This is a genomic window from Nocardioides sp. NPDC051685, from assembly GCF_044453405.1.
In the GTDB taxonomy this organism is placed as follows: Bacteria; Actinomycetota; Actinomycetes; order Propionibacteriales; family Nocardioidaceae; genus Nocardioides.
This window is the reverse complement of sequence record NZ_JBITCR010000003.1, coordinates 338,069-362,494: the sequence shown is the minus strand read 5'-3', so window position 1 is coordinate 362,494 and position 24,426 is coordinate 338,069. Positions and strand designations below refer to the sequence as shown.

The following is a 24,426-nucleotide window of genomic DNA, read 5'->3' as shown; positions in this document are numbered from 1 at the left end:
GAGATGCATGTGCTTGACCGCCCCAGGAGCAGGCCAATCAGACGGCGCCATCTCCGACTCGTCGACCCGGTTGAACGCGAGAGCGCGACGCCCGTCGGGCCAGGTGAGGCCAGTCGTCATCACCGGGCTCCTCGCCGCCCGGTCGATAGACGAGGCCGAGGAGCTGGCGGTAGAACTCGGCGAGGCGGCGTACGTCGGTGGTGTCGAGGCGATGTATCGAGCTTGTCGAGAGGACGGCGTGGCGGAGCTCAGCCACGCAGGGCGCCCCGGGGCGGGCCGAGCCAGCGGGGCGTGGTGCTCCGGTAGGAGTCGTACGCCTCGCCGAAGCTCCACGACAGGGCGTGCTCCTCCGCGGGGATCTGGGTGCGGTCGATGACGGCGACGAAGGCCGCTACGGGGACGAGCGGAAGCCAGCCGCCGCGCAGGACGGCGTGGGCGGTGAGGAGGCCGGCCATGCCGACGTACATCGGGTTGCGGGTATAGCGGAACGGCCCGTCGGTGACGACCGCGGTCGAACGCTCGGGCTCGAGCGGGTTGAACGTGGTGTCCTTGTGCTTGAACGCCCGGGCGGCACCGCCCGCGACATAGACCGAGCCGGCCGCAAGGAGACCGGCCGCGACGGACCGCGCGACCGTCGGTCGGCGCCCCCGAGCGAGCAGATGCTGGGCGGCCAGGCCCACGGCGACGTAGACGGGCGGCGGGACCTTCGGCATGCCTTCCACCGTAACCCGGCCCCGAAGGGTCCGCACCCCCTCTTTCTTGGGTAAAGAGACGATCAGTGCAACAGCGCGCGGACCAGGCGCTCGGCGACGTTCGGAGCGGGCTCGGTGCGCTCGAGGGAGTGGAGCACGAACCCGCCGACCAGGGCGCGTACGAACTCCTTGACCGGCAGGTCGGCGGGGAGCTGGCCGGCCGCGACCGCGGCCTCGATGCGGGTGGAGACGGTGGCGGTGATGCCGAGCGCGTCGTTGAGGCGGGTGCCGATGTCGGGGTTCTCGCAGGCGGCCGCGACGAGCGAGCGGACGAGGCCATCGTTGCCGGGCTGGGCGACGAGGTCGATGAGGCTCTGCATCCAGGCGATCAGGTCGACCCGGATGTCCCCGGTGTCGGGCACGACCGGGTGGTCCGGCAGCAGCAGATCCTCGATCAGGGCGTCGGCGACGACCGCGCTCTTCGAGGACCACCAGCGGTAGATCGTCTGCTTGGAGACACCGGCCTCGGCCGCGATGCCCTCGATGGTGAGGTGGTCATAGCCCTGGGTGGCGAAGAGCCGGCCGGTCGCGTCGAGGACCGCTATGCGAGCCTCTTCGCTGCGTACGGCACCTCGACGGCGCACTCCTGCTGACGCTGGCATGAAGGGCATCCTAGGAGCCCGCGCCATCTCATGGCCACGGCACAGGTGTGACCCATCACTCGCACAGCGACCCTTGTCCAGCGGCGATCAGGTGATTAACTGGACGCACCGTTGCGAATTACCGGAGGGATGCCGCCATGGCGGAGCTGTTGTATCGACTGGGCAAGACGGCCGCGCGCCGCGCCTGGCTTGTGATCCTTGCCTGGGTACTGGCGCTGTCCGGCGCCGCCGGGGCGTACGTCGCGTGGTCCGGCGAGCTCACCACCAGCTTCGACATCCCGGGGCTGCCCTCGTCCGAGGTCGTCGACGAGCTCCAGAAGGGGCTGCCCGATCTGGCCGGCGGCTCCGGCACGATCGTCTTCCGGACGAAGGACGGCACCCCACTGAGCGCGACCCAGAAGAAGGAGATCCGGGCGCTGATCACCAGCGCCGAGGACCTCCCCGACGTCGCCGCGGTCACCGACCCCTTCCAGACCGAGGCCCAGCGCGAGGCGCAGGCCGAGAAGGTCGCCGACGGCCAGACCAGGCTCGAGGCAGCGCAGGCCCGGCTCGAGACCGTCCAGGCCAGGCTCGACAAGGCACAGGCCGACCTCGACAAGGCCCGCACCCAGCTGGAGGCTGCTGGGTTGCCGACCACCCAGATCGACACCCAGCAGGCCGCCCTCGACAAGCAGCAGGCGAAGGTCGACGACAGCGCCGCCGACCTCGAGGCCAACACCGCCAAGGCCGAGAACGGCGCCGAGCTTCTCGAGCTCGCAGACGGCATCCGGATGGTCTCCGCCGACGGCTCGGCCGCGCTGGTCAACGTCGCCTACTCCGTCGGCCGGCTGGAGATCTCGGAGGAGACCAAGAAGGCCACGGTCGACCACTTCACCGACTCGCCCGTGGACGGGGTCGAGGTCGGCGTCTCCTCCGACATCTCCCAGGAGGCTCCCAACCCGATGGGACCCGGTGAGATCGTCGGCGTCGGCGTCGCCGCGGTCGTCCTGCTGGTCATGCTCGGCACCATCATCGGTGCCGGCGTGCCCCTGGTCACCGCGCTGACCGGCGTCGGCATCGGCGCCCTCGGCGCGCTCTCCCTCTCCGGCGTGGTGCAGATGGCCTCGATGACCCCGATCCTGGGCCTCATGCTCGGCCTCGCCGTCGGCATCGACTACTCGCTCTTCATCCTCAACCGGCACCGCAAGCAGCTGCTCCACGGCTCCGACGTCACCGAGTCGATCGCGCTCGCCAACGGCACCGCCGGCACCGCCGTCGTCTTCGCCGGCTCGACCGTGATCGTCGCCCTGGTCGCCCTGAACATGACCGGCATCCCGTTCCTCGGCCTGATGGGCTCGGTCGGCGCCGCCTGCGTCGCGATCGCCGTGCTGGTCGCGATCACCCTGACCCCGGCCATCCTCGGCCTGGTCGGCGGCCGCATCGTCTCCAAGCGCGCCCGGAAGAAGGTGGCGAAGCAGGACGCCGCCGAGGCCCACGCCAAGCCGATGCCCACCTGGCGTGCGGTGGTCACGGTCGTCGCGTCCGTGGTGGCCCTGCTCGCCCTCGCGGTCCCCGCCCTCGACATGCGCCTCGGTCTGCCCGACGGTGGCTCGGAGCCCGAGGGCTCGCTGGCCAGGACCGCCTACACGATCACCGAGGACAGCTTCGGCGCCGGCGCCAACGGCCCGCTCCTCGTCGCCGCCGACCTGCCCGAGGGACTCAGCGAGTCCGGCATCCAGCAGGCCCAGCTGACGGTCGCCAAGGCGCTGGCAGACCTCGATGACGTACGCGCCGTGGCTCCCGCCGCGGTCTCCGAGGACGGTCGCACGGCGGCCTTCCAGGTCGTCCCCGAGGAGGGTCCCAACAGCGTCTCGACCAACGAGCTGGTCAACGCGATCCGGGACATGCCGCCGGTCAACGGCGACATCACGCTCGGCGTCGCCGGTGCCACCGCGGTCGCGATCGACGTGTCACAGGGGCTCAACGACGTACTCCTCCCCTATCTCGGCGTCGTCGTCGGCCTCTCCCTGCTCATCCTGATCCTGGTCTTCCGCTCGATCCTGGTCCCGCTCATCGCGACCGGTGGCTTCGTGCTCTCGCTGCTGGCGACGTACGGGGTCGTGGTGGCGGTCTTCCAGAAGGGCATCGGCGCCGAGTGGATCGGCATCGACAGCACCGGCCCCATCCTGAGCTTCCTGCCGATCCTGCTGGTCGGAATCCTCTTCGGCCTGGCGATGGACTACCAGCTGTTCCTCGCCTCCGGCATGCGCGAGGCGTACGTCCACGGCGCCCCGGCCCGCGTCGCGGTCGCCCAGGGCTTCCGTGCCGGGCGTTCGGTCGTGATCGCGGCCGGCCTGATCATGGTCTCCGTCTTCGGCGGGTTCATCTTCGCCGAGTCGGTGATGATCCGCTCGATGGGCTTCGGGCTCGCGCTCGGGGTGCTGCTGGACGCGTTCATCGTCCGGATGCTGCTGATGCCGGCGCTGATGCACCTGCTCGGGCACTCGGCGTGGTGGCTGCCGGCGTGGCTCGACCGCATCCTCCCGAACGTGGATGTCGAGGGCGCCGCCCTCGAGCGCGCCCACGGCTCCGGCGAGGTCGACGAGGCCACGGTCAAGCGGGAGAAGGTCGGCGTCTGAGCGCTGTCGGTGCCGGCCGATAGTCTCATCCGGGTGAGCGAACTGACCCCGGAGCTGGATACCCTGCGCCGCGTCTTCGGCTACGACGAGTTCCGCGGCGACCAGGCCGAGATCGTCGCGCACGTGGCGACCGGCGGTGACGCCCTGGTGCTCATGCCGACCGGTGGTGGGAAGTCGCTGTGCTACCAGATCCCGTCCCTCGTCAGAGCCGGGACCGGGGTGGTCATCTCGCCGCTGATCGCGCTGATGCAGGACCAGGTCGACGCCCTGTCCGCGCTCGGTGTGCGCGCCGGCTTCCTCAACTCCACCCAGATGCCCCACGAGCGGCAGCAGGTTGAGCAGGCGCTGCTCGCGGGCGAGCTCGACCTGCTCTATCTGGCCCCCGAGCGGCTGCGGGTGCCCGAGACCGGCCGGCTGCTCGACCAGGCCAAGATTTCGCTGTTCGCGATCGACGAGGCCCACTGCGTCTCGCAGTGGGGCCACGACTTCCGACCCGACTACCTGCAGCTCTCCCATCTGCACGAGCGCTGGCCGGAGGTGCCGCGGATCGCGCTGACCGCGACCGCCACCGCGGAGACCCGCCGCGAGATCGCCTCCCGGCTCAACCTGGAGGACGCCCGCCACTTCGTGGCCTCCTTCGACCGGCCCAACATCCAGTACCGGATCGCCCCCAAGGACAAGCCCGGCAAGCAGCTGCTCGACCTGATCCGCACCGAGCACCCGGGCGAGGCCGGCATCGTCTACTGCCTCTCCCGCGCCTCGGTCGAGCGCACCGCGGCCTCCCTGGTCGGCGCCGGGATCGACGCCCTCCCCTACCACGCCGGCCTCGACGCCCGGACCCGCGCGCAGAACCAGTCCCGCTTCCTGCGCGAGGACGGCATCGTCATGGTCGCCACGATCGCGTTCGGGATGGGGATCGACAAGCCGGACGTACGCTTCGTGGCCCACCTCGACCTGCCCAAGTCGGTCGAGGGCTACTACCAGGAGACCGGCCGCGCCGGGCGCGACGGGCAGCCCTCGACCGCGTGGCTGGCCTACGGGCTGGCCGACGTCGTCCAGCAGCGGCAGATGATCGAGACCTCCGAGGGCGACCGGGCCCACAAGCACCGGCTCGGCCAGCACCTCAACGCGATGCTGGCGCTGTGCGAGACCGTCGACTGCCGGCGGGTGCAGCTGCTGCGCTACTTCGGGCAGGCCTCGGAGCCGTGCGGCAACTGCGACACCTGCCTGACGGCGCCGGAGTCCTGGGACGGCACCGTGCCCGCCCAGAAGGTCCTGTCCACGGTGATAAGGCTCGACCGCGAGCGCAACGGCCAGCGCTTCGGCGCCGGCCAGATCGTCGACATCCTGCGTGGCAAGGAGACCGAGAAGGTCCGCCAGTTCCGCCACGACGAGCTCTCCGTCTTCGGGATCGGCACCGACCTGGCCGAGAGCGAGTGGCACTCCGTCATCCGGCAGCTGCTGGCCCGCGAGATGCTCGCGGTCGACACCCGCTACGGGGTCTTTTCGGTGGCCGAGGCCGCCGGCCCGGTGCTCCGCGGCGACCAGCAGCTGATGCTCCGCAAGGAGCCACCACGACAGCCTCGTCGCAGCGGCTCCGGCGAGCGGAAGCCGAAGCTGGCCGCCGCCGATCTCTCGCCCGAGGCCGCCGAGGTCTTCGAGCGCCTGCGCGCGTGGCGCGGCGAGGTCGCCAAGGAGCAGGGTGTGCCGGCCTACGTCGTCTTCCACGATGCGACCCTGCGCGAGATCGCCACCCGGCTCCCGGCCAGCCGGGACGAGCTCGGCACGATCAGCGGGATCGGCGAGGCGAAGCTGGAGAAGTACGCGGACGGCGTGCTCGCCGTTCTCTAGCCGCCGAGCAGCCAGATTCCCCGTGCGAGCCGGTTCCGGACCGCCGCGGCCGATCGTCCCGAGGAACACCCGCTAGCCTGCCCGCATGAAGATCGGACAGGCGGACGAGCGGGCACTTCTCGAAGGGATGGTCGACATCCAGCGTGACCAGATCAGCGGCATCCTCGAGGACCTCGACGACGAGGAGGCGCGGCGGAAGCTGGTCCCGTCGCTGACCACGCCGCTCGGGCTGGTGAAGCACGCGACCTTCGTGGAGAAGGTGTGGTTCCATGCGCGGGTCGCGGGTGTGTCCCGCAAGGAGATCGGGCTGCCCGACACCGTCGACGAGAGCTTCGTCCTCGACGCGGAGGACACGGTCGAGTCGATTCGGGCTGCCTACCAGGCCGCCTGCGACCACTCCCGCAAGGTCGCCGCCACCCATGAGCTCGACGAGGAGTTCGACTGGCACGGCAACCAGGTGACGCTGCGCTTCATCTACGTGCACATGATCCAGGAGCTGGCCCGTCACGCCGGGCACGGCGACATCCTCGTCGAGCAGCTCCAGGCCGCCCGCAGCGACTAGGAGCGCTACGCCGGCTGAAACCCTTGGCGCTCCGGCCCGCCGATGACGGACAATGGTGAGCGTGCCGACCCTGAGCCAGTTCGCAGCCTTCGCGCTCGCGTCCATCGTCTTCATCCTGATCCCCGGCCCGAGCGTGCTCTTCGCCCTCGGCCGGGCCCTGACCGCGGGCCGCAGCGAGGCGGTGCTCGCCGTCGGCGGCAACGCGCTGGGGCAGTTCGGCCAGGTCCTGGCGGTGGCCGTCGGGCTCGGCGCGCTCGTGGCAGCCTCGGCAACCGCGTTCACGGTCGTGAAGCTGGTCGGCGCTGCGTACGTCGTCTATCTCGGCATCCAGGCGATCCGCCACCGTGCCGACGCCCGGGCCGCCCTCCACGGCGAGGACGTGGGACGGACGACCGCGTGGGGCGCGATCCGCACCGGGATGTTCGTCGGAGCGACCAACCCGAAGACGATCGTCTTCCACCTGGCCTTCCTGCCCCAGTTCATCGACACCTCCGCCCCGGCGGTGCCGCAGATCCTCCTGCTCGGCGCGATCTTCTCGGCGATGGCCTTCGTCTGCGACTCCGGCTGGGTCCTGGCCGCCAGCCGCGCCAAGGCCTGGTTCGCCCGCAAGCCCAAGCGCCTCGACAGCCTCGGCGCCGGCGGTGGCGTGCTCATGATCGGCCTCGGCGCGACCATGGCCACCGCCTCCCACAGCGCCTGAACCGGATCGACGGAGCGGACACCGAATTCCGAGGACAGGAACGCCGCGGTCGCCGAGACTGGGACCCATGCGGACTCCACTCTCGGGCCTCGTCGCGGCCGCGATCGCCTCGCTCGTCATCACCACCGGGACCTCGGCGGCCCCTGCCCACGCCGCGGAGGAGGAGCGTCCGGACCCGCTCCTGGCCTTCAACCACTCGTGGGCGATGCTCGACCGCGAGACCGCTGACGCGATCGAGCACTCCGAATACCTGGGGCAGTTCGCCGACCGCCGGATCAACACCGGCAACGACGGCACCTCGACCTGGACCGGTCGTTACCTGCTCGGCAAGGAGACCTACCTGGAGTTCTTCGGGCCGGGCGACGCCCCCGACGCGGTCGCCGGTGACACCGGCCTCGCCGTCTCCGCGGATAAGGACGGCGATCTGGCCATCGCCACCGACAACCTGCGCAAGCTCGTCGCCGACCCGGTCGAGTTCACCCAGGTGACCGACCTCGGCGACGGCGACCCGATCCCGTGGTTCGACGTCACCTACACGACCGCGACCTACGACACCTTCTTCTCCTGGGCGATGGAATACCGCGACGAGTTCCTCGACGACCCGCGGCTCTCCTTCCCGCCGGCCGCCTACGAGGGCGACGTCAGCCGCGACCGCTACAACCGCGATCGCTATCTCGACCACCAGATGCGCGACGTGATCGGCATCCAGATCGCGACGACCGCGGAGGACATCGAGAAGATGGTGCCGCTGTGGCGCGCCGCCGGGATCACGATCCGGGTCCTGAAGGACGGCGGCGTACTCGCCTTCGACGGCATGACCACGATCCGCCTGCTCCCCGTTCCGGCCGAGGAGGCAGGCCTCCGCCACGTCATCTTCGCCCTCAACGAGCCGGCCGTGGAGCCCCGCACCGAGACCATCGGCAACTCGACGCTGCACGTCGGGCCGGGCGCGTACGCGCTGTGGACCTTCGACCCGATCGAGGCCCGCGCGGCCACGCGATCCCAGGGCACCGGAAAGCCGCTCCACCCCGCCTTCGGCGGCTGAGCCGCGTCACCCGCTGTCGGGGCGGCACCCTTCCCCATCCGCTGACGGAGGATGATGGCGTCGGATCCGACGGGGTGAGAGCAGACGACGATGGCGGGCAACAGCCGACAGGCCGGGATGAGCGTGACCAGCCGCGCGCTGGCGATCCTGAGCGCGTTCGACGAGCAGCACCGGGCGTTGTCGCTCAGCGAGATCGCCACCCGCGCGGACCTTCCGCTCGCCACGACTCATCGGCTGTTGGGTGAGCTCTTCCGCTGGGGTGCATTGGAGCGGCTGCCCTCCGGCGACTACGTCATCGGCCGGAAGATCTGGGACATCGGCCACCTGGCTCCTGCCGAGACCGGGTTGCGCCAGGTGGCCGAGCCGTTCCTCCACGACCTCTACGGTGCGACCCTCGCGACCGTGCACCTCGCCGTCCGTGAGGGCACGGAGGTCGTCTATCTCGACCGGCTGCGCGGCAACCAGTCCGTCCCGGTGGTGAGCAAGGTCGGCGGACGCCTGCCGCTGCACGCCACCGGGGTCGGCAAGGTCCTCCTCGCCCACGCTCCCGACGAGGTCCAGGACGCCGTGCTGAGCAGCCTCCCGCGGATCACCCCCTACACGATCACCCAGCCCGGTGTCCTCCGGCGACAGCTGCGTCAGGTGCTCGACAAGGGCTATGCCACCACTCGCGAGGAGATGAGTCTCGGCGCCTGCTCGATCGCCGTCCCGATCCACCGACGCGACGAGGTGATCGCCTCCCTGGGCCTCGTGGTCTCCACGCTCAAGGGGAGCGAACAGCGGTTGTACGGCGCTCTCCGCGTCGCCGCAGAGTCGATCGGACGCCGACTCTGAGAAAAATCCTCGCCGAGCTTCCACTGAGCGGAAGCTGTGTCGATGCTCACACGGGTGGCGCCCCTTAGGTTCCTCCCACGAATGTGTCCTCAACCACATCCCACACCGTCGCCGGCCGCGACAACCGAAGCCTCTGGCCGGTCGTGCTCTGCTGGCTCGCAGTGGCCCTCGACGGGTACGACCTCGTCGTGCTGGGCGCGGTCATCCCCACCTTGGCCGGGACCGGCGACCTCGGATTCACCAAGGCTTCACTGACCACCGCGGCCACCGTGGGTCTCGTCGGCGTCGGCATCGGCGCCGTGGCCATCGGCCCCCTCGCCGACCGATTCGGCCGGCGCAGGACGTTGATCAGCAGCATCGCGCTGTTCTCGCTGCTGACGCTGGCGGTCGCGTTCGCGCCGAACGCCACGGTGTTCATCGCGCTGCGCTTCCTGGCGGGCCTGGGCCTCGGGGCCTGCTTGCCGACGGCGCTGGCGTTCATGAGCGAACACGCTCGTCAGGGCCGCTCGGGCACCGCCATGACACGGATGATGACCGGCTACCACGTGGGAGCCGTGCTCACCGCCCTGCTGGCGCTGTGGGTGATCCCGAACCTGGGCTGGGAGGCGATGTTCGTGATCGGCGGCATCGCGGGCCTGCTGACGGTCCCGGTCATGTGGGCGAAGCTCCCGGAGTCGAAGGCCTACCTGGAGACCGTCGAGACCGAGAAGGTACGTCCCTCCGAGGTCGTACGCGGCCGCCTGCTGTGGGTCAGCCTGGGCCTGTGGGCGGCGTCGTTCTGCGGACTGCTGCTGGTCTACGGCCTCAACACCTGGCTGCCGACGATCATGGGCGAGGCCGGCTACTCCCTCGACGCCGGTCTCGGTCTGCTCCTCACCCTGAACGTCGGGGCGGTGATCGGACTCGTCCTGGCAGGCCTGATCTCCGATGCCAGGGGCAACAAGCCGACGGTCGTGACCTGGTTCGGGATCGCCGCGGTGATGCTGGCCCTGTTGTCGATCAAGATGGAGAGCACCCTCCTGGTCTACGGGGCGGTGCTGGCCGCCGGAGTCTTCGTGTTCAGCGCGCAGGTGCTGGTCTACGCGTTCGTCAGCCACCTCTACCCCGCCCGGATCCGCGGCACGGCGCTCGGCATGTCCGCCGGCGTCGGCAGGGTCGGCGCCATCGTCGGGCCGTTCCTCGGCGGCGCACTCCTCACCGCCGGCATCGCCTATCCGTGGGGCTTCTACGCCTTCGCCGGCGCGGCTGTGATCGCCCTGCTGGCCCTGCTGACCGTGCCTGCGCATCCCAGCAACTAGCCACCCCCAACATTCAGGAGCACACCATGTCCGTTCTCGACTCCGTCGACTGGTCCGGCAACATCCTCAAGGCCGGCGCCTGGCAACCCGGGCGAGGAGGCGACTACGCCGTCGTCGAACCGGCCACCGGCGCCGAGCTGGGCAGGATGGGTCTGGCCACCGCGGCCGACGTGGCGGAAGCCGCCGAGGCGGCCGCCGACGCCCAGCTCGAGTGGGCCGCACTTCCGCACCCGGAACGCGCCGCCGTCCTGCGTCGCGCCGGCGACCTGTGGCACCAGCATGCCGAGGAGATCACCGGGTGGAACGTCCGTGAGGTCGGCGCCGTGCCCGGCATGGCCGGGTTCGCGCTCCACGTCGCGGCCGAGGAGTGCTACGAGGCCGCCGGCCTCCCGAGCCGTCCGATCGGCGAGGTCATCCCGTCCGAACAGCCGCGTTTGTCGATGGCACGCCGCATGCCCGCCGGGGTCGTCACCGTCATCGCCCCCTTCAACGTGCCGATCATCCTCGGCATCCGCTCGGTCGCCCCAGCCCTCGCCCTCGGCAACGCCGTCATCCTCAAGCCGGACCCGCGCACCGCCGTGACCGGCGGCACGCTGATGGCGCGCATCTTCGAGGAGGCGGGCCTGCCCGCGGGAGTGCTCCAGATGCTGCCCGGCGGCGGCGACGTGGGCGAGGCGCTGGTCACGGATCCCCACGTCCGGGTCATCTCGTTCACCGGCTCGACCGGGGTCGGCCGCCGCATCGGTGAGCTGGCCGGCAGGCACCTCAAGCGTGCCCACCTCGAGCTCGGCGGCAACTCCGCGCTGCTGGTCCTCGACGACGCCGACGTCGAGGCCGCCGTCAACCTGGCAGCGTGGGGCTCGTTCTTCCACCAGGGCCAGATCTGCATGACGACCGGCCGGCACCTGGTCGCTGCCGGCATCTACGACGACTTCGTCGAGGCCCTCGCCGAGAAGGCCGGCCATCTACCGGTCGGCAATCCCGCCACCGACCAGGTCGCTCTCGGCCCCGTCATCGATGCCGGCCAGCGCGACAAGATCCATGGCCTGGTCACGGCGTCGGCGGATGCCGGCGCCATCATCGCGGCCGGCGGCACGTACGAGGATCTCTTCTACCGGCCCACCGTCCTGGCGGACGTCCCGCTCACCGCGCCGGCGTACGCGGAAGAGGTCTTCGGCCCCGTCGCACCCGTGACCAGGATCGAGTCCGTCGAGGACGCGATCGAGCTCGCGGGGGCCAGCGAGTACGGCCTGTCCCTCGGCATCGTCACCAAGGACGTCATGCGTGGCCTCGCGGTCGCGGAGCAGATCCCGACCGGCATCGTCCACATCAACGACCAGACCGTCAACGACGAGGCCAACGCGCCGTTCGGTGGCGTACGCGCGTCCGGCACCGGGTCCCGGTTCGGCGGCGCCGCGGCGAACGTCGAGGCGTTCACCGAGACCCGGTGGATCACCATGCGGGGTGAGCCGGCGCGCTACCCGTTCTGAGCCCGGACAAGCCGGTTCACAGCCTCAGGCGAGGGCCGGATGGAGATGCTCGGTCTCGATCGCGACCCGGGCCTGCTCGGCGGCGGCACGAAGGGCGACATCCACCGCCTCCGTACGCAGCCGCGCGGCCAGGAAGCCGGCCATGAAGGCGTCGCCGGCGCCGTTGGTGTCGACGACGGTGGCCGGTGTCGCGGCGACCTCGTGCCGGGTCCCGTCGGCCTCGAGCGCGATCGCTCCCTTCGCGCCGAGCGTGCACACGGCGAGCCGGGGGCCACGGTCGAGACACGAGGCCATCAGCCCCCAGGGATCCTCGGTGCCGTCGTCGTTCATGAACACGCCCTCGGCCGCGCGCAGGAAGGGCTCGTGGAAGGCGCTGGCGCCGTCGTAGTCGTGCAGGTCCATCCACAGCGGGGTCCGCGGCGCCGGCATGTTCTCGAGCACCAGCCGGCCGAGCTCGCTCAGGTCGACGACCGCGAGATCCGCCGCGGCGACCGCGCTGGCGGCCGCCGCGACCGCGTCGGCGGACGGGGTCGACGGGGTCGAGACGTACAGCGAGACCCGGCCCCCGTCGGCCATGAGATTGACGTGCCGCTCGGTCTGCTCGCTCGCGGTGGCCTCCACGACGACACCTGCCTGCGCGAGCCGCTCCCGCAGCCGCACCCCGTCCTCGTCGTCGCCGACCGGAGCCCACAGACGTACGTCGACGCCGAGCCCGGCCAGGTGCAGCGCCTTGCCCGCCGAGGTGCCGCCGATCGTGTGCCACGACCGCCGCGCGAACTGCATGTGGGGCACCGGTTCGGGCAGATGGTCGAGGGCGATCAGGTGGTTCCAGGACGCGGGGCCGCACACGACGACGCGGGGAGAGGAAGGCATCGCCCCATTCCAGCACCTTCGTGGTCAGTAGGTGGTGACCTCGACCGAGACGGAAGACGCATCCCGCAGCAGCGCGATGCTCTCCGCCTCCGCAGCCAGGGCGTCCTGATGGCGCCGGCTCAGCGCCTCGAAGGCCTTCATCTCGACGCGCATCCTCCGCCCGTTCTTGCGAGCGCGCCAGGTGCCGATGATCTCGCCGTCGACGAGGACGGTTCCGGGGTCCCCGGTCGTCCTCCAGTTGTCCCGGTGATGCACCTTGTCGACGATCGTCTCCCGGTCACGCAGCTGCGTGTAGGGATCTCGCGGCGGGAGCAGCCGCACCCCGAAGGGCATGGTCGAGGTTCGGAGAGAGTCGAGGTCGGCCGCCAGGATCCACGACGTCCGGCCGACATCGACCTCCACCAGCTCCTCCCCGAGGCGACCCCACCAGGGATCGACGTCGCCCGCCCGCACCCCGAGCCAAGCCGCGAAGTCGCCTCGGGTCGACGGTCCGTAGCAGCGCAGGTAACGCCGGAGCAGCTCGGCGCGCGCCACCGCGGGGTCCGCCTCCTCGACCGGGTGGCCGAGCCATTCCTCGGTCAGGACGAACGGCGCCTTGTTCTCTGCTCGCGCCGCGAAACAGACGATTCGTCGCAGCGCGAGCACACGGACACAGAAGTGCACGACGGCCTCCCCGATGGGCTGGCCCTCCGCGTAGGCGCCCTCCTCGATCCAGACCTCACGTTGCGGTGCCGTCAGTCGGGGCGTGATCAGCTCGGCCACCTCGGCACCGAGCTCGTTGATCGCCAGCTGCCGCCCGGGCAGGACCTCACGTGTCGCTGCGGCGACGATGTCGGCCGTCTCGGTGAGGGTCAGCCCGAGTCGGTCGACGGCTCGCTCGACACCCTGCACGAAGTGCCGTAACGCCGTCTCCGCGGGAGGAAGGACCCCCGTCGTGTAGACGCTGGCCTCGGCGACGGGGACGAGGTACGGAGAACCTCGCATGCTCCAGGTCAGCAGCATGCTCCTGTCCTCGATCGCTCGGGCGACCATCCCGGCGGAGATGCCATCCACCCGCGCATGCAAAGACAGCAAGGCCGACCCCGGTGGCGAGTCCTGGATGCCGCACCGTCCCGCAGCTGTGAGGAGGTCACCCTCACCCAGCCGGACGTCGAGGTGACGCCAGCCGGAACGCGACCACTCTCTCCCGCTCGAACCGCTCGGCCATCAACCCAGCGTACGGCGCGGCCCAGGCGGCGGATGTCGACGGCATCACGCCGAGGAAGCGGCGGAAGGGACGGGTGAGACGGGCCTGATCATGGAATCGCGCGAGCGCCGCCTCGGCAGGACGATGGCCGTCGACATCATGCTCGCCCACCTCCGCGGCCGGCCGGTCAGCAGTAGTCTCGACGAGGCGACGAGCTGACCTCGGCGCCGTCATGGTCCACGGAGGAGCCCATGCCACTCACCAGAGTCCACAATCTCTCGATCTCGCTCGACGGTTTCGCGACCGGCGAGCCCCAGTCGGCCGAGGCCCCGTTCGGCCATGCCGGCGAACGCCTGCACGAGTGGATGTTCGCCACCCGCTTCTGGGATCCGGCCGGCGCCGCGGGCGTGGACGACGCCTTCGCCCAGCGCCACAGCCAGGGCATCGGGGCCGAGATCATGGGCGCGAACAAGTTCGGGCCGCCCGGATGGCAGGACGACCCCGGGTGGAAGGGCTGGTGGGGCGAGGACCCGCCCTTCCACTCGCCGACCTTCGTCCTCACCCATCGGCCGCGGCCGCCGCTGGTGATGGAGGGTGGGACCACCTTCCACTTCCTCGACGCGACCCCGGCCGAGGCGCTGGCGGTCGCGGTCGAGGCGGCCGATGGCCAGGACGTACGCATCGGCGGCGGCGCCACCGTGGTGCGGGACTTCGTCGCCGCCGGGCTCGTCGACCTGATGCACCTGGTCCAGGTTCCGATCGTCCTGGGTCGCGGCGTACGCATCTGGGACGGTCTCGAGGGCACCGAGAACGACTACGACATCGAGGCCGTCTCCTCGCCCAGCGGCGTCACCCACCTCACCTTCACCCGCAAGCCGGCCGACCCGCAGGCCTAGCGAACGGGCCCTCGAGGGCGGCCCACTGCAGGAGCATGATGGTCTTGCCATCCATGATCCGGCCGTCTCTGGTCATCGCGAGCGCCTCGGCGAAGTCGAGCTCGAGCACCTCGATGTCCTCGCCCTCTTCGGGCACTCCTCCCCCGTCACCGATGCGGCTCGACGGCGAGTAGGCGGCCGCGAAGAAGTGGAGCCGTTCGGTCACCGACCCCGGGCTCATGTACGCGTCGAAGACGTGGTCGACGCCGGCGAGGACGATGCCGAGCTCCTCGGCGCTCTCCCGCCGGATCGCGGTGACCGGGTCATCGGCGTCCAGAAGTCCCGCGGCGGCTTCGACCATGAGCCCGTCGGGATGGTCGTTGACGTAGACCGGGTATCTGAACTGCCGCGTCAGCAGGACCGTGCCACGCTCGACGTCGTAGGGAAGAAGCACCGCCCCGTTCCCTCGGTCGTACGTCTCCCGCTGCTGCGTCTCCCAGCGGCCGTCCCGCCGGCGGTAGTCGAAGGTGGTGCGCCTGAGCACGTGCCACCCCTGCGAGGTCAGCTCGACGTCCCGGACGACGACGTCGGGGTTGCGGCTCAGCTCCCGCCCGGCGAGGTCGAGGCCGGTGCGGCCGCGATGGTCCGGGACGTCGATGCCTGGGCGCGCGTCGGCCTTCGCTGTCGTCATGACGGCAGCGTACATGCAACAATGTGCAAGAACAGAAAGGAACGTGCATGCTGGTTGGACAACGCCGGGCTCATCTTCTCCGTCTCCTGGACGAAACGGGCAAGATCGTGGCAAAGGACGTCGCCGCAGATCTGGGCATCTCCGAGGACAGCATCCGTCGGGATCTGCGCGATCTGGCCGCGGAGGGACGGTGCCAGCGCGTCTACGGCGGCGCGCTTCCCATCTCCCCGGCGGTCGTCGAGTACACCGCCCGCCACGCCGTCGAGCCCGACGGAAAGCGCGCCGTCGCCGCCACCGCCGCCCGCCTCGTACGTCCCGGCAGCACGCTCATCCTCGACGGCGGCACCACCGCGCTCGCCGTCGCCCAGGCACTCCCGGCGGACCTGGAGTGCACCGTCATCACCAACAGCCCGACGGTCGCCTCGGCCCTGCTCCAGCACCCGAGCGCCGACCTGTTCCTCCTCGGCGGCCGGGTCTTCAAGCACTCCGCCGTCGCCTGCGGCGCCGCGGCCGTCGAGGCCGCCCAGAACGTCTCCGCCGACCTCTGCCTCATCGGCGTCACCGGCGTCCACCCGGAGGCCGGCCTCACCACTGGGGACGCGGAGGACGCCGCGATGAAACGCGCCCTGGCGGGGCGCGCTGCGGAGACGTACGTCCTCGCCTCCTCCGAGAAGATCGGCACCGCCTCCCCCTACCGGGTGCTCCCCTGGGGCCAGGTCGCCGGTGTCATCACCGACGCCGACCCGACCGACGAGGTCGTCAAGCAGCTCTCGGCTCTCGGCGTGGAGATCCTGCACAGCGCCTGATCGGCGGGGTGTACGGTCGCCCCGACCCCGACGGATCTGGAGACAGCGGTGACATCAGCCGGCATCGACGAGACGATCGAACCTGCGATCTGGGGTTCTCCGATCCCTGACAGCGAGATCGTCACCGTCGAGACCTGGCTGTCCGCGCCGATCCCGTCCGCGTGGAAGGGCTATCTGCAGCGTGATCAGTGGCTCCGGCACGGCTGGCTGCGATCAGGGGCGTTCGTGACCCTGGAACCGCCCCGCGAGGCGCAGTCCCTGATGGAGTCCTGGGCTGAAGCCCTCGACCGTCATCCCGGCTTCTACTGGCTGGGCACCGACGGATCGCGCCTGATCCTCTGCGTCGACCTCCGCGACCTCGATCGCGGCGTCGTGGTCACCGACATCGCCGCAGCAGGATGGCACGAGGCCGACCTCCTCGACATCTCGGTCGAGGAGTTCATCCGGCGCATCGACGAGGGCACCTTCGAACCGTATCCGGCCTCCAGGTGACGCATCGATTGTTAGCCTGCGGGCATGACTGAGCCGTTGGACGAGGGACCGTTCTACCACGGCACGAAGGCCGACCTGCGGGTCGGAGATCACCTCACCGCGGGGTTCCGGTCGAACTACCGGCCCGAGGTGGTGATGAACCACATCTACTTCACCGCGCTGCGGGACGGGGCCGGCCTCGCCGCCGAGCTCGCCGCCGGCGACCAGGAGCCCCGGGTGTATCTCGTCGAGCCGATCGGGGAGTTCGAGAACGACCCCAACGTCACCGACAAGAAGTTCCCCGGCAACCCGACGCGCTCCTATCGGAGCACCGACCCGCTCCGGGTCGTTGCCGAGGTCCTCGACTGGACCCGGCTGACGCCCGAGGCGCTCCAGACGTGGCGCGACCGGCTCGCCGCCATGGGCGACGACGCCGAGATCATCAACTAGCTCGGTTCAGTGCCGCTCCTCCAGTCCGACGGCCTCGCGCAGGATGCGCACCGACTCGGCGAGGTCCTCGTCGTCGCGGGCCCGAGACTCCATCAGGTCGGAGAGCGCCGAGGCGATGACGTTGAGCTTCTCGTGCGAAGCCTCCTCCGAGCGTCGCCCGGCATTCTGGAGCAGCACCAGCAACAACAGCGAGAGCACAGATGAGCCCGTGTGGATGGCCAGCTCCCACTTGGTGCCCGAGGACCAGAAGGGGAAGCTGGCCGCCCACACCAGCAGGACGCCCACGATCACGTAGAAGAAGGGCGCATGACTCACCACGGAGGTGACCACCTCGACGAAGCGCTCGAACCCGTTGCGCCCGTCGCCTCGCTGACGCGACTTCCGGGCCTTGTTCTCTACCGTCATGCCGTCACGGTAGCCCCCGCCCGGCCCACGGTCTCAGCCTTCGCGAATGGTCATCCTGGTGAGATGGTCGCCGTCGACGTCGAAGACGAACTTCGAGCGGCCGTTGGCGTGGTTGGAGCGCCAGTCGCCGATGACGGTCACCGTGCGGCCGGTGGCCTCGACCTCCTCGACGGCGAGGGTGCCCTTGGCGCCGATGAACTCGTTGTCGCTCCACCCCTTGATCTGCTCACGACCGGTGAAGATGCGGCCCCAGTCGTCGACCGCCCCGCTCTCGGTGAACGCATCGAGCACCGCGGGCTCGTCGTGCCGGTTGACGGCCTCGATGAACGCCGCGACCGGCTCAGGGATCGTCTGCTCTGTCATGTGTGCACTCCTCCACGGACATCTCGGACACCAGGAAGCGTACGTTCCGAGCCTCGGCTCAGGCCGCGACGACCGAGGTGACCAGGACGTACGCGGCGGTGCCGGCGAAGATGCTCAGCGTCATGCTGCCCCGCCACAGGTGCAGGCCGATGGTGAGCGCGAGAGCCAGGACGGCGGGGCCGGCGGACGCGAGGCCGACCGGGTCGGTGTCGCGGAGGGTGTAGACGGCGAGGATGACCATCATCCCGACGGGCATCCGCTCACCGATGTGGGCCATCAGCGCGCTGTGCCGCAACGGTGCCAGCATCGCGACGAGCAGCATGTCCCGCAGCCGTCAGCCCTGAGCCGCTGGACCACCCACGTGGACGCCGGGGCCGGCGGACCGGTGCGTCTCCGGCATCCGCAGCACAACCACCAGCCCCGACGCGGCCGTGACCGCAGCGACGGCCCAGATCGCGCCTCGTACACCCCACAGGTCGGCCAGGGCTCCGGCCATCAGCGCTCCGACCGCGAACCCGAGATCCCGCCAGAGCCGGTAGACCCCCACCGCTCGCGCGCGCCACGAGGGATGCGCGACATCGCCGATGACCGCCAGCAGGGTCGGGTAGACCATGGCCGTGCCGAGGCCGAGCAGCACCGCCGCGAGCAGCCACCACGCCGCCGACCCGACCGCCGCGACCAGCCCGAGCGCGACGGCCTGGAGCAGCATTCCTCCGACGATCAGCGGCTTGCGACCCCAGCGGTCCGAGAGGGCGCCGGTGGCGAGCTGGCCGATGCCCCACACCGCCGGGTAGGCCGCGACGAGGAGACCGACATGACCGATGCTGAGGCCGGCCGAGGCGAACAGGACCGCGAACAGACCCCAGGCGAGGCCGTCGTTGAGGTTGTTGACCAGTCCCGCCTGGCTGGCCGAGGACAGGGCGGGGTCGCGCAGCGACGTACGGACGAACACCTCGCGGTCGCTCGTCCGGCTGACCGGGCCGTCCGTCTGAGCGGACTCGTGGTCGGCGTGCCCACGGGTCTCGCGCACCAGCAGCGTCGAGAGTCCGAGCCCGAGGGCGGCGTATGCGATGCCGACCAGGAACGGCTCGGGGCGAAGCCCCGCCTCGGCGGCGATCCAGCCGGTCAGCAGGGCGGTCGCCGCGACCGCGAGGTATCCGGCGGACTCGTTGATCCCCAGGGCGAGGCCCCGTCGGCGAGGGCCGACGAGGTCGATCTTCATGATCACGGTGGTCGACCAGGTGAGCCCTTGGCTGATGCCGAGGAGCACGTTGGCCACGACCACGATCCACCAGCTCGGCGCCCAGATGAGCAGGAGCGGCACGGGTAACGCGACCAGCCACCCCGCGACGAGGACCGGCTTGCGGCCGTGCCGCTCCGACCAGATGCCCGCCAGGTAGTTGGTGGCCGCCTTGGCCAGGCCGAACGCGAGGATGTAGGTCAGCGCGGCCGTGTAGGAGGCGAGCCCGAAGACGTCCTCGGCCAGCAGCGGGAGGACCGTACGTTCCTGGCCGAGCATGCCGCCGACAAGCGCGTTGACGACGACCAGCAGGGAGAACTGGGCCAGGTTGGCGCGCAGTCCGAGCCGTGGTGACGTGCCCACATCGCTGGTCACTCGGCAGTCTCCGTCACGACCGAGTCGGGACCACCGTCCAGGACGGTGATCCGGGTCAAGCCGTGCCGCTGCAGGATGCTGGCCGCGCTCATCGCCCGCTCGCCGTGACCGCACATCACCAGGGTGGGCACGTCCGCGAGCGTGGCGGCCGCCGCTTCGACTGCCCCGAGCTCGAGGTGCAGGGCTCCGGCCACATGTCCGGCGGCGTACTCGCGTTCCTGACGGACGTCGAGCACACGCTTCTCGCTCGCGCGGGCACCGTCGGTCATCGCGAGCGTGGCGATGGGAAGCCCGGCAGCCACCCACGCCGCGAGTCCGCCGGAGACCTCACCGGCGAGGTTCTCGTAGCCGATCTTCAGCGCCTGCCAGAGGATCTCGTCGGGGTCCTGGTCCTCGTCCCGCAGCACGACGATCGGCCGGTCGTGCGGTGCGAGCCAGCCCAGCCAGCTGGCGAAGGCGCCGCGCAGGGGAATCGACAGAGCATCCCTGGGATGCGCGGCCGCGAAGGCCGCGATCGGGCGTACGTCGACGAGCACCGCTCCGTCGGCCTGGAGGCCGGCGACCACCCGCGGAGGAAGCGCCTCGAGGGCCGGCCGTCCACCGAGGACGTCCGGCCCGCGGCGGTTGTGCTCGCCGAGGCGCCGGAAGTACGTCGGGTAGGTGCCGTGCGAGTCGAGCAGCGCGTGCACGAACCCGTCCTCGTCGAGGTCGAGCAAGGGGTTGCTGGCCCGTTCCCTCCCGACGGTGCTGGTCGAGGTGCCCGTGGCCGCGGCCGAGCAGAACGAGCCGCCGCCGTGGGTGGGCCAGAGCATCACGTCGTCGCCGAGGGAGGCGAGACGACGTACGGAACGGAACTGCGCCCGCGCCAGGCTCTCGGTGCGCGCGGGGTCGACCAGGTCGACACGGGCGGCCGATCCGACGATGAGCGAGCCGCCGCTGAACACCCCGAGCGTCCGGTCGCCGTCGAGGAGGGCGAAGGACAGGTGCTCGTCGGTGTGTCCCGGCGTGGCGAGCGCCCGCAGGACCAACCCGCCGTTCAAGGCGACCTCCTGCTCGTCCTCGAGCGCGGTGTGCGCGAACGCGCGTCCGCCGGCCCGCGATGCGAGCACCTCGGCGCCCTCGTTGGCGGCGAGCTGGACGGCCCCGGAGAGGAAGTCGGCATGCAGGTGGGTGTCGGCGGCGTGGGTGATCCGCAGCCCGCGCCGCGCGGCCTCGGCTCGCAGCGTACGGAGGTCACGGCTGGCGTCGACGGCGAGGGCGGCGCCGTCACCGAGGTCGACCAGGTAGGCGTTGTTGCCGAGCCCGCGGTCGGGCACGGCGGTCACCAGGTCAGGGGTCATGACCACGCCGGTTTGCGAGCCAGCAGGGAGACGCTCTTGACGCCGTACGTCGTCGCCGCACCCTGGGCGCCTGCCGACAGGAAGGCGTAGCGGTTGCGGCGCATCAGCTCGACGACGAGGCCGGCTTTCTCGATCGCGGCGACGTAGTCGTCGACCTGGGCGGCACCACCGATGCAGGCCGCCCAGAGGTCGGCGTTGCACACGATGCCTTCCGCGAGCGGTACGTCGGTCACGATGTCGGCGAGCGCCAGCCGTCCGCCCGGGCGGAGCACGCGGGCGGCCTCGGCGAAGACCACGGCCTTGTCGGGGCAGAGGTTGATCACACCGTTGGAGATCACGCAGTCTGCCGTGGCGTCCTCGACCGGGAGACGATCGAGACGTCCCTCCCGGAACTCGACGGTCGCGCCGGCGGGGCCGCCGAGGCGGCGTGCCTTGGCCAGCTGCTCGGGCGTGAAGTCGACGCCGATCACGTGTCCGGTCGCGCCGACCAGGGTGGCGGCGTAGAAGACGTCCATGCCGGACCCGCTGCCGAGGTCGAGGAGGGTCTCACCCGGTTGTGGAGCGGCGAGGTCGAAGAAGTGGCCGACGCCGGCGAAGGACTCGACCGCCTCGGCGGGCACGAGATCCAAGCGAGCCGGGTCGTAGCCGACCGACTCGGCCAGCGCTCGTCCGAGCTCGAAGTGGAAGCCCGCGTCGGGGTGCAGCGCGACCTCCCGATACATCTGCTGGACCTTGGTCTCCAGCTCGTGGGTGTCGACGGTCATGCCGACCACCTCCCGTTCAAGAATTCCCTTGAATACCAGAGAACTCCTGACACCCTTGGCTTGTCAAGAAAAGTCTTGAATACTTGTCTGGCGCACATCGACCAGGAGGCGAGCATGGGCGACCGCAAGGCCAAGGACGCGCTCTACGACACGCTCGCCGAGGCGGCCAAGGCGCTCGCCAACGGGCGCCGCGCCGAGCTCGTCGACGTCCTGGCGCAAGGCGAGCGCCCGGTCGAGGATCTGGCCGCCGAGATCGGCCAGTCGGTCGCCAACACCTCCCAGCACCTGCAGCGCCTGCTGCGCTCCGGGCTCGTGACCACTCGCCGCGACGGGAACCGGATCTTCTACGCCCTCGCCGGCCCCACGGTCCTCACGCTGTGGCAGACGCTGCGCGAGACCGCCGCCCAGCACGTCGAGGAGCTCGACCGCGTCGCCGGCGCCTACCTCGGCAACCGCGACGAGCTCAGCACCATCACCCGCGACGACCTGCGAAAGCGCCTTCGCGCGGGCGATGTCGTCGTCCTCGATGTACGTCCGCGTCCCGAGTACGACGCCGGCCATATCCGTGGCGCGATCTCGATCCCGACCACCGAGCTCCGCAGCCGCCTGGCCGAGCTGCCAGACGGCACCGCCGTCGTCGCCTACTGCCGCGGCCCCTACTGCGTCTACGCCGACGACGCCGTCCGCACCCTCCGGGCCGAGGGCCGCGAGGCCCTCAGGCTCGAAGACGGCTACCCCGAGTGGGCCGCCTCCCGCCTCCCCATCGCCGCTTCCACCCGCCACTGATGGTGGTTGCCGGCTCCGGCACCGACCCTCAGGGGTCAGGATCCAGAGCGAGAATCCTCACCCCTAGCCAACGTCCTCGAAGATCCACAGGCCGCTGTCGCGGTCGCTTCCCAGGATGATCGTCCGGCCGTCACGCACGAACACCTCGACGCCCCAGAAGTTGTTGCCGTTCTCGTCGAGGTAGCCACCGACCTCGACCAGCTCGGTGCCCTGAATCTCCAGGGCCCGAAGCCCACCCGAGTAGTAGGACAGGTACGACTTCTCCGCGGCCTGCGGGTGGGTCGCCACCTCGTGCACCGTCAGGTCGCCGAACCCGACCGCGTACGCCAGGTCGTGGCCCTCGTCGATCGCGTAGGTGTCGAGCTCGGCGAACTTGCCGTTCACGACGGTGTTGCTGAACAGGTGGACGTAGCCCCAACCGTCGAACGCGGCGGTCGCCCGGATCCGCTCGCCGACGGTGCCGATCGGCGGCCCGTCGGGGTAGGTCCACGGCGGCGCGAACGGCGGGGTGTTGAACATCTTGTGGTACGCCTCGTGGTTGGTGCACACACCCACGACCTGGTCCACGAACGCGCCGGATCCGCAGAACGGCGGGTTCTCGGTGCCACCGTGGCGCTGGACGAAGACCACCGCATCCCAGCCGGCGAGCACGGCCTCGTGCGCCTTCTCACCGGGGAAGCAGGCACCTTCGGTCGCGCTCGGGTCACCCGTCGGTCCGCGCTGCAGCACCACGATCTTCTCCTCACCCGCCACGAGCGAGGCCTCGTAGCCCGGGATGGAGCTCGGCGACGGGATCGGCGCCGAGGCCGGGCAGCCGTAGCCGCCGTACACGACGGGGCCGTTGAGGGTCTCGTCGGGGAGGATGACGGTCGGCGCGGAGCCAGGCACCGGCACCGACGGGTAGCCGCCCGCGAACGTGCCACTGGTGATCGAGAAGTCGGTCGCACCGTAGGGCGCGAAGTCCTCGTCGGTGCCGATGAAGTACTGGTTGTCCGCGGTGAACTCCGCCTGGTGTCCGTTGCCCTCCGGCACGCGTGCCTCGCCGGTCGACTCCAGCAGCTCGGGGTCGGGGTTGGTGAAGTCGGTGTCACCGATCAGGGTGGGATTGGCCGGATCGTCGACGTTGAGCTGGACGTAGCCGCCATCCCAGTAGGAGAGCAGCATCACCCAGTGGCCGTCGATCTGCTTCACGACGATGTCGTGCAGGAAGATCTGGACGAGCCCGAGCTGCACCTGGGTGATCCCGGGGAACATCGTGTCCAGGTCTAGCTCGCGGATCAGCCGCGGGCGCTTCGGGTTGGTGATGTCAAGGATGTCGACATCGGTCGTCTCGAAGTTGTCGACCATCACCGCGTAGGCCTTGGCTCCTGCATCCCAGGCGAAGGCGCTGTGGATGTCGTTCGTGTCACCCAGCGAGAGGTTGGCGCGATCGCCGAAGTGCTCCGAAAGCTTGACCGGCTTGCGCGGGTTGGTCACGTCGTACAGGGAGATGCCGCCCTTGCCGTTCTTGCCACAGTGCTCGTTGTTCATGACGAGGACGTCGCCGCTGAACCTCGGCGTGGTGATGGTGACCACCTGCATGCCCTCCCCGGGCCGGGTGTCCTGGCTGGAGGGGATGAAGCCGACCTGCTTCGGGTCCTCGAGGTCACTGATGTCGACCACCCACACTCCGGCGTCGGGCGACGTCTGGCCACCCACTTCGGGTCCCGCGCAGTCCGGTTCGCCCCAGTTCGCGAGATACGCCCACTGGCCGTCCGGACTGACGGCGACGTCCGCGACCAGTTCAGGCGTGCTCGTGAGGCGTTCGACCGACAGCAGGTCGATACTGCCGAACTCACCGGACCCCAACAGGTGCCCATCCGTGGGGCCGTGCTGACCCGGATGTGCGCTGAGCGGCCCAGCTCCCCACAGCAGCAATGCCGCCGCCACCAACGCCAACGAAGAACGACCCAGTCGGCTCATGTCAGGCTCCTCTCGATGCCGATCGAGCGCGCTGCCCCGAGGGTGCTCAACTTCTGAGCATGCCACTCATCCGTGGCCTCCGTCAGC

At 70.4% G+C, this 24,426-nt stretch carries 26 protein-coding genes; 13 read left to right on the top strand and 13 right to left on the bottom strand.

The annotated features are described in order from the left end of the window. Nucleotides 1-37 precede the first annotated feature (37 nt). The 3 genes from ACIA03_RS11810 to ACIA03_RS11800 form a co-directional block, all read right to left on the bottom strand. On the bottom strand, nucleotides 38-256 hold the full coding sequence (locus ACIA03_RS11810; RefSeq protein WP_396982503.1) for a VOC family protein: 219 nt from the start codon (nucleotides 254-256) through the stop codon (nucleotides 38-40). Next, complete coding sequence (locus tag ACIA03_RS11805; RefSeq protein ID WP_396982501.1) at nucleotides 249-713, bottom strand: methyltransferase family protein; 465 nt, start codon at nucleotides 711-713, stop codon at nucleotides 249-251. Before ACIA03_RS11805 ends, ACIA03_RS11810 begins: the two co-directional genes overlap by 8 nt. Before the next feature lie 62 nt (nucleotides 714-775). Beyond that, the gene (locus tag ACIA03_RS11800; protein WP_396982499.1) at nucleotides 776-1,354 is read right to left on the bottom strand and encodes a TetR/AcrR family transcriptional regulator; all 579 of its coding nucleotides are present in this window, start codon (nucleotides 1,352-1,354) and stop codon (nucleotides 776-778) included. A 137-nt stretch (nucleotides 1,355-1,491) separates the two neighbouring features. Here ACIA03_RS11800 and ACIA03_RS11795 point away from each other — a divergent pair, with 137 nt between their 5' ends. The 8 genes from ACIA03_RS11795 to ACIA03_RS11760 all read left to right on the top strand — a co-directional run bounded on the left by ACIA03_RS11795 (nucleotide 1,492) and on the right by ACIA03_RS11760 (nucleotide 11,752). Continuing rightward, nucleotides 1,492-3,972, top strand: coding sequence for an MMPL family transporter (locus tag ACIA03_RS11795; protein ID WP_396982497.1), 2,481 nt, complete (start codon nucleotides 1,492-1,494; stop codon nucleotides 3,970-3,972). Nucleotides 3,973-4,005: 33 nt separating this feature from the next. Beyond that, entirely contained in the window at nucleotides 4,006-5,823 is a 1,818-nt protein-coding gene (recQ, locus tag ACIA03_RS11790; RefSeq protein WP_396982495.1) for a DNA helicase RecQ, read from the top strand. A gap of 85 nt (nucleotides 5,824-5,908) precedes the next feature. Continuing rightward, nucleotides 5,909-6,385, top strand: a complete 477-nt coding sequence (locus ACIA03_RS11785; RefSeq protein ID WP_396982493.1) for a DinB family protein — start codon at nucleotides 5,909-5,911, stop codon at nucleotides 6,383-6,385. Between the two features lie 61 nt (nucleotides 6,386-6,446). Further along, on the top strand, nucleotides 6,447-7,085 hold the full coding sequence (locus tag ACIA03_RS11780; protein WP_396982491.1) for a LysE family translocator: 639 nt from the start codon (nucleotides 6,447-6,449) through the stop codon (nucleotides 7,083-7,085). 67 nt (nucleotides 7,086-7,152) lie between these two features. Further along, the gene (locus ACIA03_RS11775) at nucleotides 7,153-8,130 is read left to right on the top strand and encodes a DUF5829 family protein (RefSeq protein WP_396982489.1); all 978 of its coding nucleotides are present in this window, start codon (nucleotides 7,153-7,155) and stop codon (nucleotides 8,128-8,130) included. Between the two features lie 90 nt (nucleotides 8,131-8,220). Then, entirely contained in the window at nucleotides 8,221-8,964 is a 744-nt protein-coding gene (locus ACIA03_RS11770; RefSeq protein WP_396982487.1) for an IclR family transcriptional regulator, read from the top strand. Nucleotides 8,965-9,047: 83 nt separating this feature from the next. Next, nucleotides 9,048-10,262, top strand: coding sequence for an MFS transporter (locus tag ACIA03_RS11765; RefSeq protein ID WP_396982485.1), 1,215 nt, complete (start codon nucleotides 9,048-9,050; stop codon nucleotides 10,260-10,262). A gap of 26 nt (nucleotides 10,263-10,288) precedes the next feature. After that, the gene (locus tag ACIA03_RS11760) at nucleotides 10,289-11,752 is read left to right on the top strand and encodes a benzaldehyde dehydrogenase (RefSeq protein WP_396982483.1); all 1,464 of its coding nucleotides are present in this window, start codon (nucleotides 10,289-10,291) and stop codon (nucleotides 11,750-11,752) included. A 24-nt stretch (nucleotides 11,753-11,776) separates the two neighbouring features. Here ACIA03_RS11760 and ACIA03_RS11755 read toward each other — a convergent pair whose 3' ends face one another. Continuing rightward, a complete protein-coding gene (locus ACIA03_RS11755; RefSeq protein WP_396982481.1) occupies nucleotides 11,777-12,625 on the bottom strand; it encodes a carbohydrate kinase family protein in 849 nt (282 codons plus the stop codon). A gap of 24 nt (nucleotides 12,626-12,649) precedes the next feature. Continuing rightward, the gene (locus ACIA03_RS11750) at nucleotides 12,650-13,726 is read right to left on the bottom strand and encodes a winged helix DNA-binding domain-containing protein (RefSeq protein WP_396982899.1); all 1,077 of its coding nucleotides are present in this window, start codon (nucleotides 13,724-13,726) and stop codon (nucleotides 12,650-12,652) included. A 336-nt stretch (nucleotides 13,727-14,062) separates the two neighbouring features. Between ACIA03_RS11750 and ACIA03_RS11745 the strand changes: the two genes are divergently transcribed. After that, nucleotides 14,063-14,707, top strand: a complete 645-nt coding sequence (locus ACIA03_RS11745; protein WP_396982479.1) for a dihydrofolate reductase family protein — start codon at nucleotides 14,063-14,065, stop codon at nucleotides 14,705-14,707. Here ACIA03_RS11745 and ACIA03_RS11740 read toward each other — a convergent pair. After that, nucleotides 14,676-15,377 carry an NUDIX domain-containing protein gene (locus ACIA03_RS11740; RefSeq protein ID WP_396982477.1) on the bottom strand — a complete coding sequence of 234 codons (702 nt, stop codon included), beginning with the start codon at nucleotides 15,375-15,377 and terminating at the stop codon, nucleotides 14,676-14,678. The two genes, ACIA03_RS11745 and ACIA03_RS11740, sit on opposite strands and share 32 nt — an antisense overlap. A gap of 47 nt (nucleotides 15,378-15,424) precedes the next feature. Between ACIA03_RS11740 and ACIA03_RS11735 the strand changes: the two genes are divergently transcribed. The 3 genes from ACIA03_RS11735 to arr are packed head-to-tail and all read left to right on the top strand — an operon-like array spanning nucleotide 15,425 to nucleotide 17,104. Beyond that, a complete protein-coding gene (locus ACIA03_RS11735; protein WP_396982475.1) occupies nucleotides 15,425-16,183 on the top strand; it encodes a DeoR/GlpR family DNA-binding transcription regulator in 759 nt (252 codons plus the stop codon). A 48-nt stretch (nucleotides 16,184-16,231) separates the two neighbouring features. Further along, complete coding sequence (locus ACIA03_RS11730; RefSeq protein WP_396982473.1) at nucleotides 16,232-16,675, top strand: hypothetical protein; 444 nt, start codon at nucleotides 16,232-16,234, stop codon at nucleotides 16,673-16,675. 24 nt (nucleotides 16,676-16,699) lie between these two features. Then, complete coding sequence (arr, locus tag ACIA03_RS11725) at nucleotides 16,700-17,104, top strand: NAD(+)--rifampin ADP-ribosyltransferase (RefSeq protein WP_396982471.1); 405 nt, start codon at nucleotides 16,700-16,702, stop codon at nucleotides 17,102-17,104. A 6-nt stretch (nucleotides 17,105-17,110) separates the two neighbouring features. On the opposite strand, the gene ACIA03_RS11720 is transcribed toward arr, so the two are convergent. From ACIA03_RS11720 to ACIA03_RS11695, 6 genes are read right to left on the bottom strand one after another with little or no spacing between them, the layout of a single operon-like run. Beyond that, a complete protein-coding gene (locus tag ACIA03_RS11720) occupies nucleotides 17,111-17,509 on the bottom strand; it encodes a low affinity iron permease family protein (protein WP_396982469.1) in 399 nt (132 codons plus the stop codon). A gap of 33 nt (nucleotides 17,510-17,542) precedes the next feature. Continuing rightward, nucleotides 17,543-17,872 carry a nuclear transport factor 2 family protein gene (locus ACIA03_RS11715; RefSeq protein WP_396982467.1) on the bottom strand — a complete coding sequence of 110 codons (330 nt, stop codon included), beginning with the start codon at nucleotides 17,870-17,872 and terminating at the stop codon, nucleotides 17,543-17,545. Nucleotides 17,873-17,930: 58 nt separating this feature from the next. After that, a complete protein-coding gene (locus ACIA03_RS11710; protein WP_396982465.1) occupies nucleotides 17,931-18,194 on the bottom strand; it encodes a branched-chain amino acid transporter permease in 264 nt (87 codons plus the stop codon). 12 nt (nucleotides 18,195-18,206) lie between these two features. Further along, nucleotides 18,207-19,487 carry an MFS transporter gene (locus ACIA03_RS11705; RefSeq protein WP_396982463.1) on the bottom strand — a complete coding sequence of 427 codons (1,281 nt, stop codon included), beginning with the start codon at nucleotides 19,485-19,487 and terminating at the stop codon, nucleotides 18,207-18,209. Further along, nucleotides 19,484-20,827: a rhodanese-like domain-containing protein gene (locus ACIA03_RS11700; RefSeq protein ID WP_396982461.1), complete on the bottom strand. Its 1,344-nt coding sequence runs from the start codon at nucleotides 20,825-20,827 to the stop codon at nucleotides 19,484-19,486. Before ACIA03_RS11700 ends, ACIA03_RS11705 begins: the two co-directional genes overlap by 4 nt. After that, entirely contained in the window at nucleotides 20,824-21,591 is a 768-nt protein-coding gene (locus tag ACIA03_RS11695; RefSeq protein ID WP_396982459.1) for a methyltransferase domain-containing protein, read from the bottom strand. Before ACIA03_RS11695 ends, ACIA03_RS11700 begins: the two co-directional genes overlap by 4 nt. A gap of 114 nt (nucleotides 21,592-21,705) precedes the next feature. On the opposite strand from ACIA03_RS11695, the gene ACIA03_RS11690 reads away from it, so the two are divergent. Next, the gene (locus ACIA03_RS11690) at nucleotides 21,706-22,377 is read left to right on the top strand and encodes an ArsR/SmtB family transcription factor (RefSeq protein WP_396982457.1); all 672 of its coding nucleotides are present in this window, start codon (nucleotides 21,706-21,708) and stop codon (nucleotides 22,375-22,377) included. A 63-nt stretch (nucleotides 22,378-22,440) separates the two neighbouring features. Here the strand turns inward: ACIA03_RS11690 and ACIA03_RS11685 are convergent, their stop codons facing one another. After that, nucleotides 22,441-24,339, bottom strand: coding sequence for an LVIVD repeat-containing protein (locus tag ACIA03_RS11685; RefSeq protein ID WP_396982455.1), 1,899 nt, complete (start codon nucleotides 24,337-24,339; stop codon nucleotides 22,441-22,443). Between the last annotated feature and the right edge of the window lie 87 nt (nucleotides 24,340-24,426).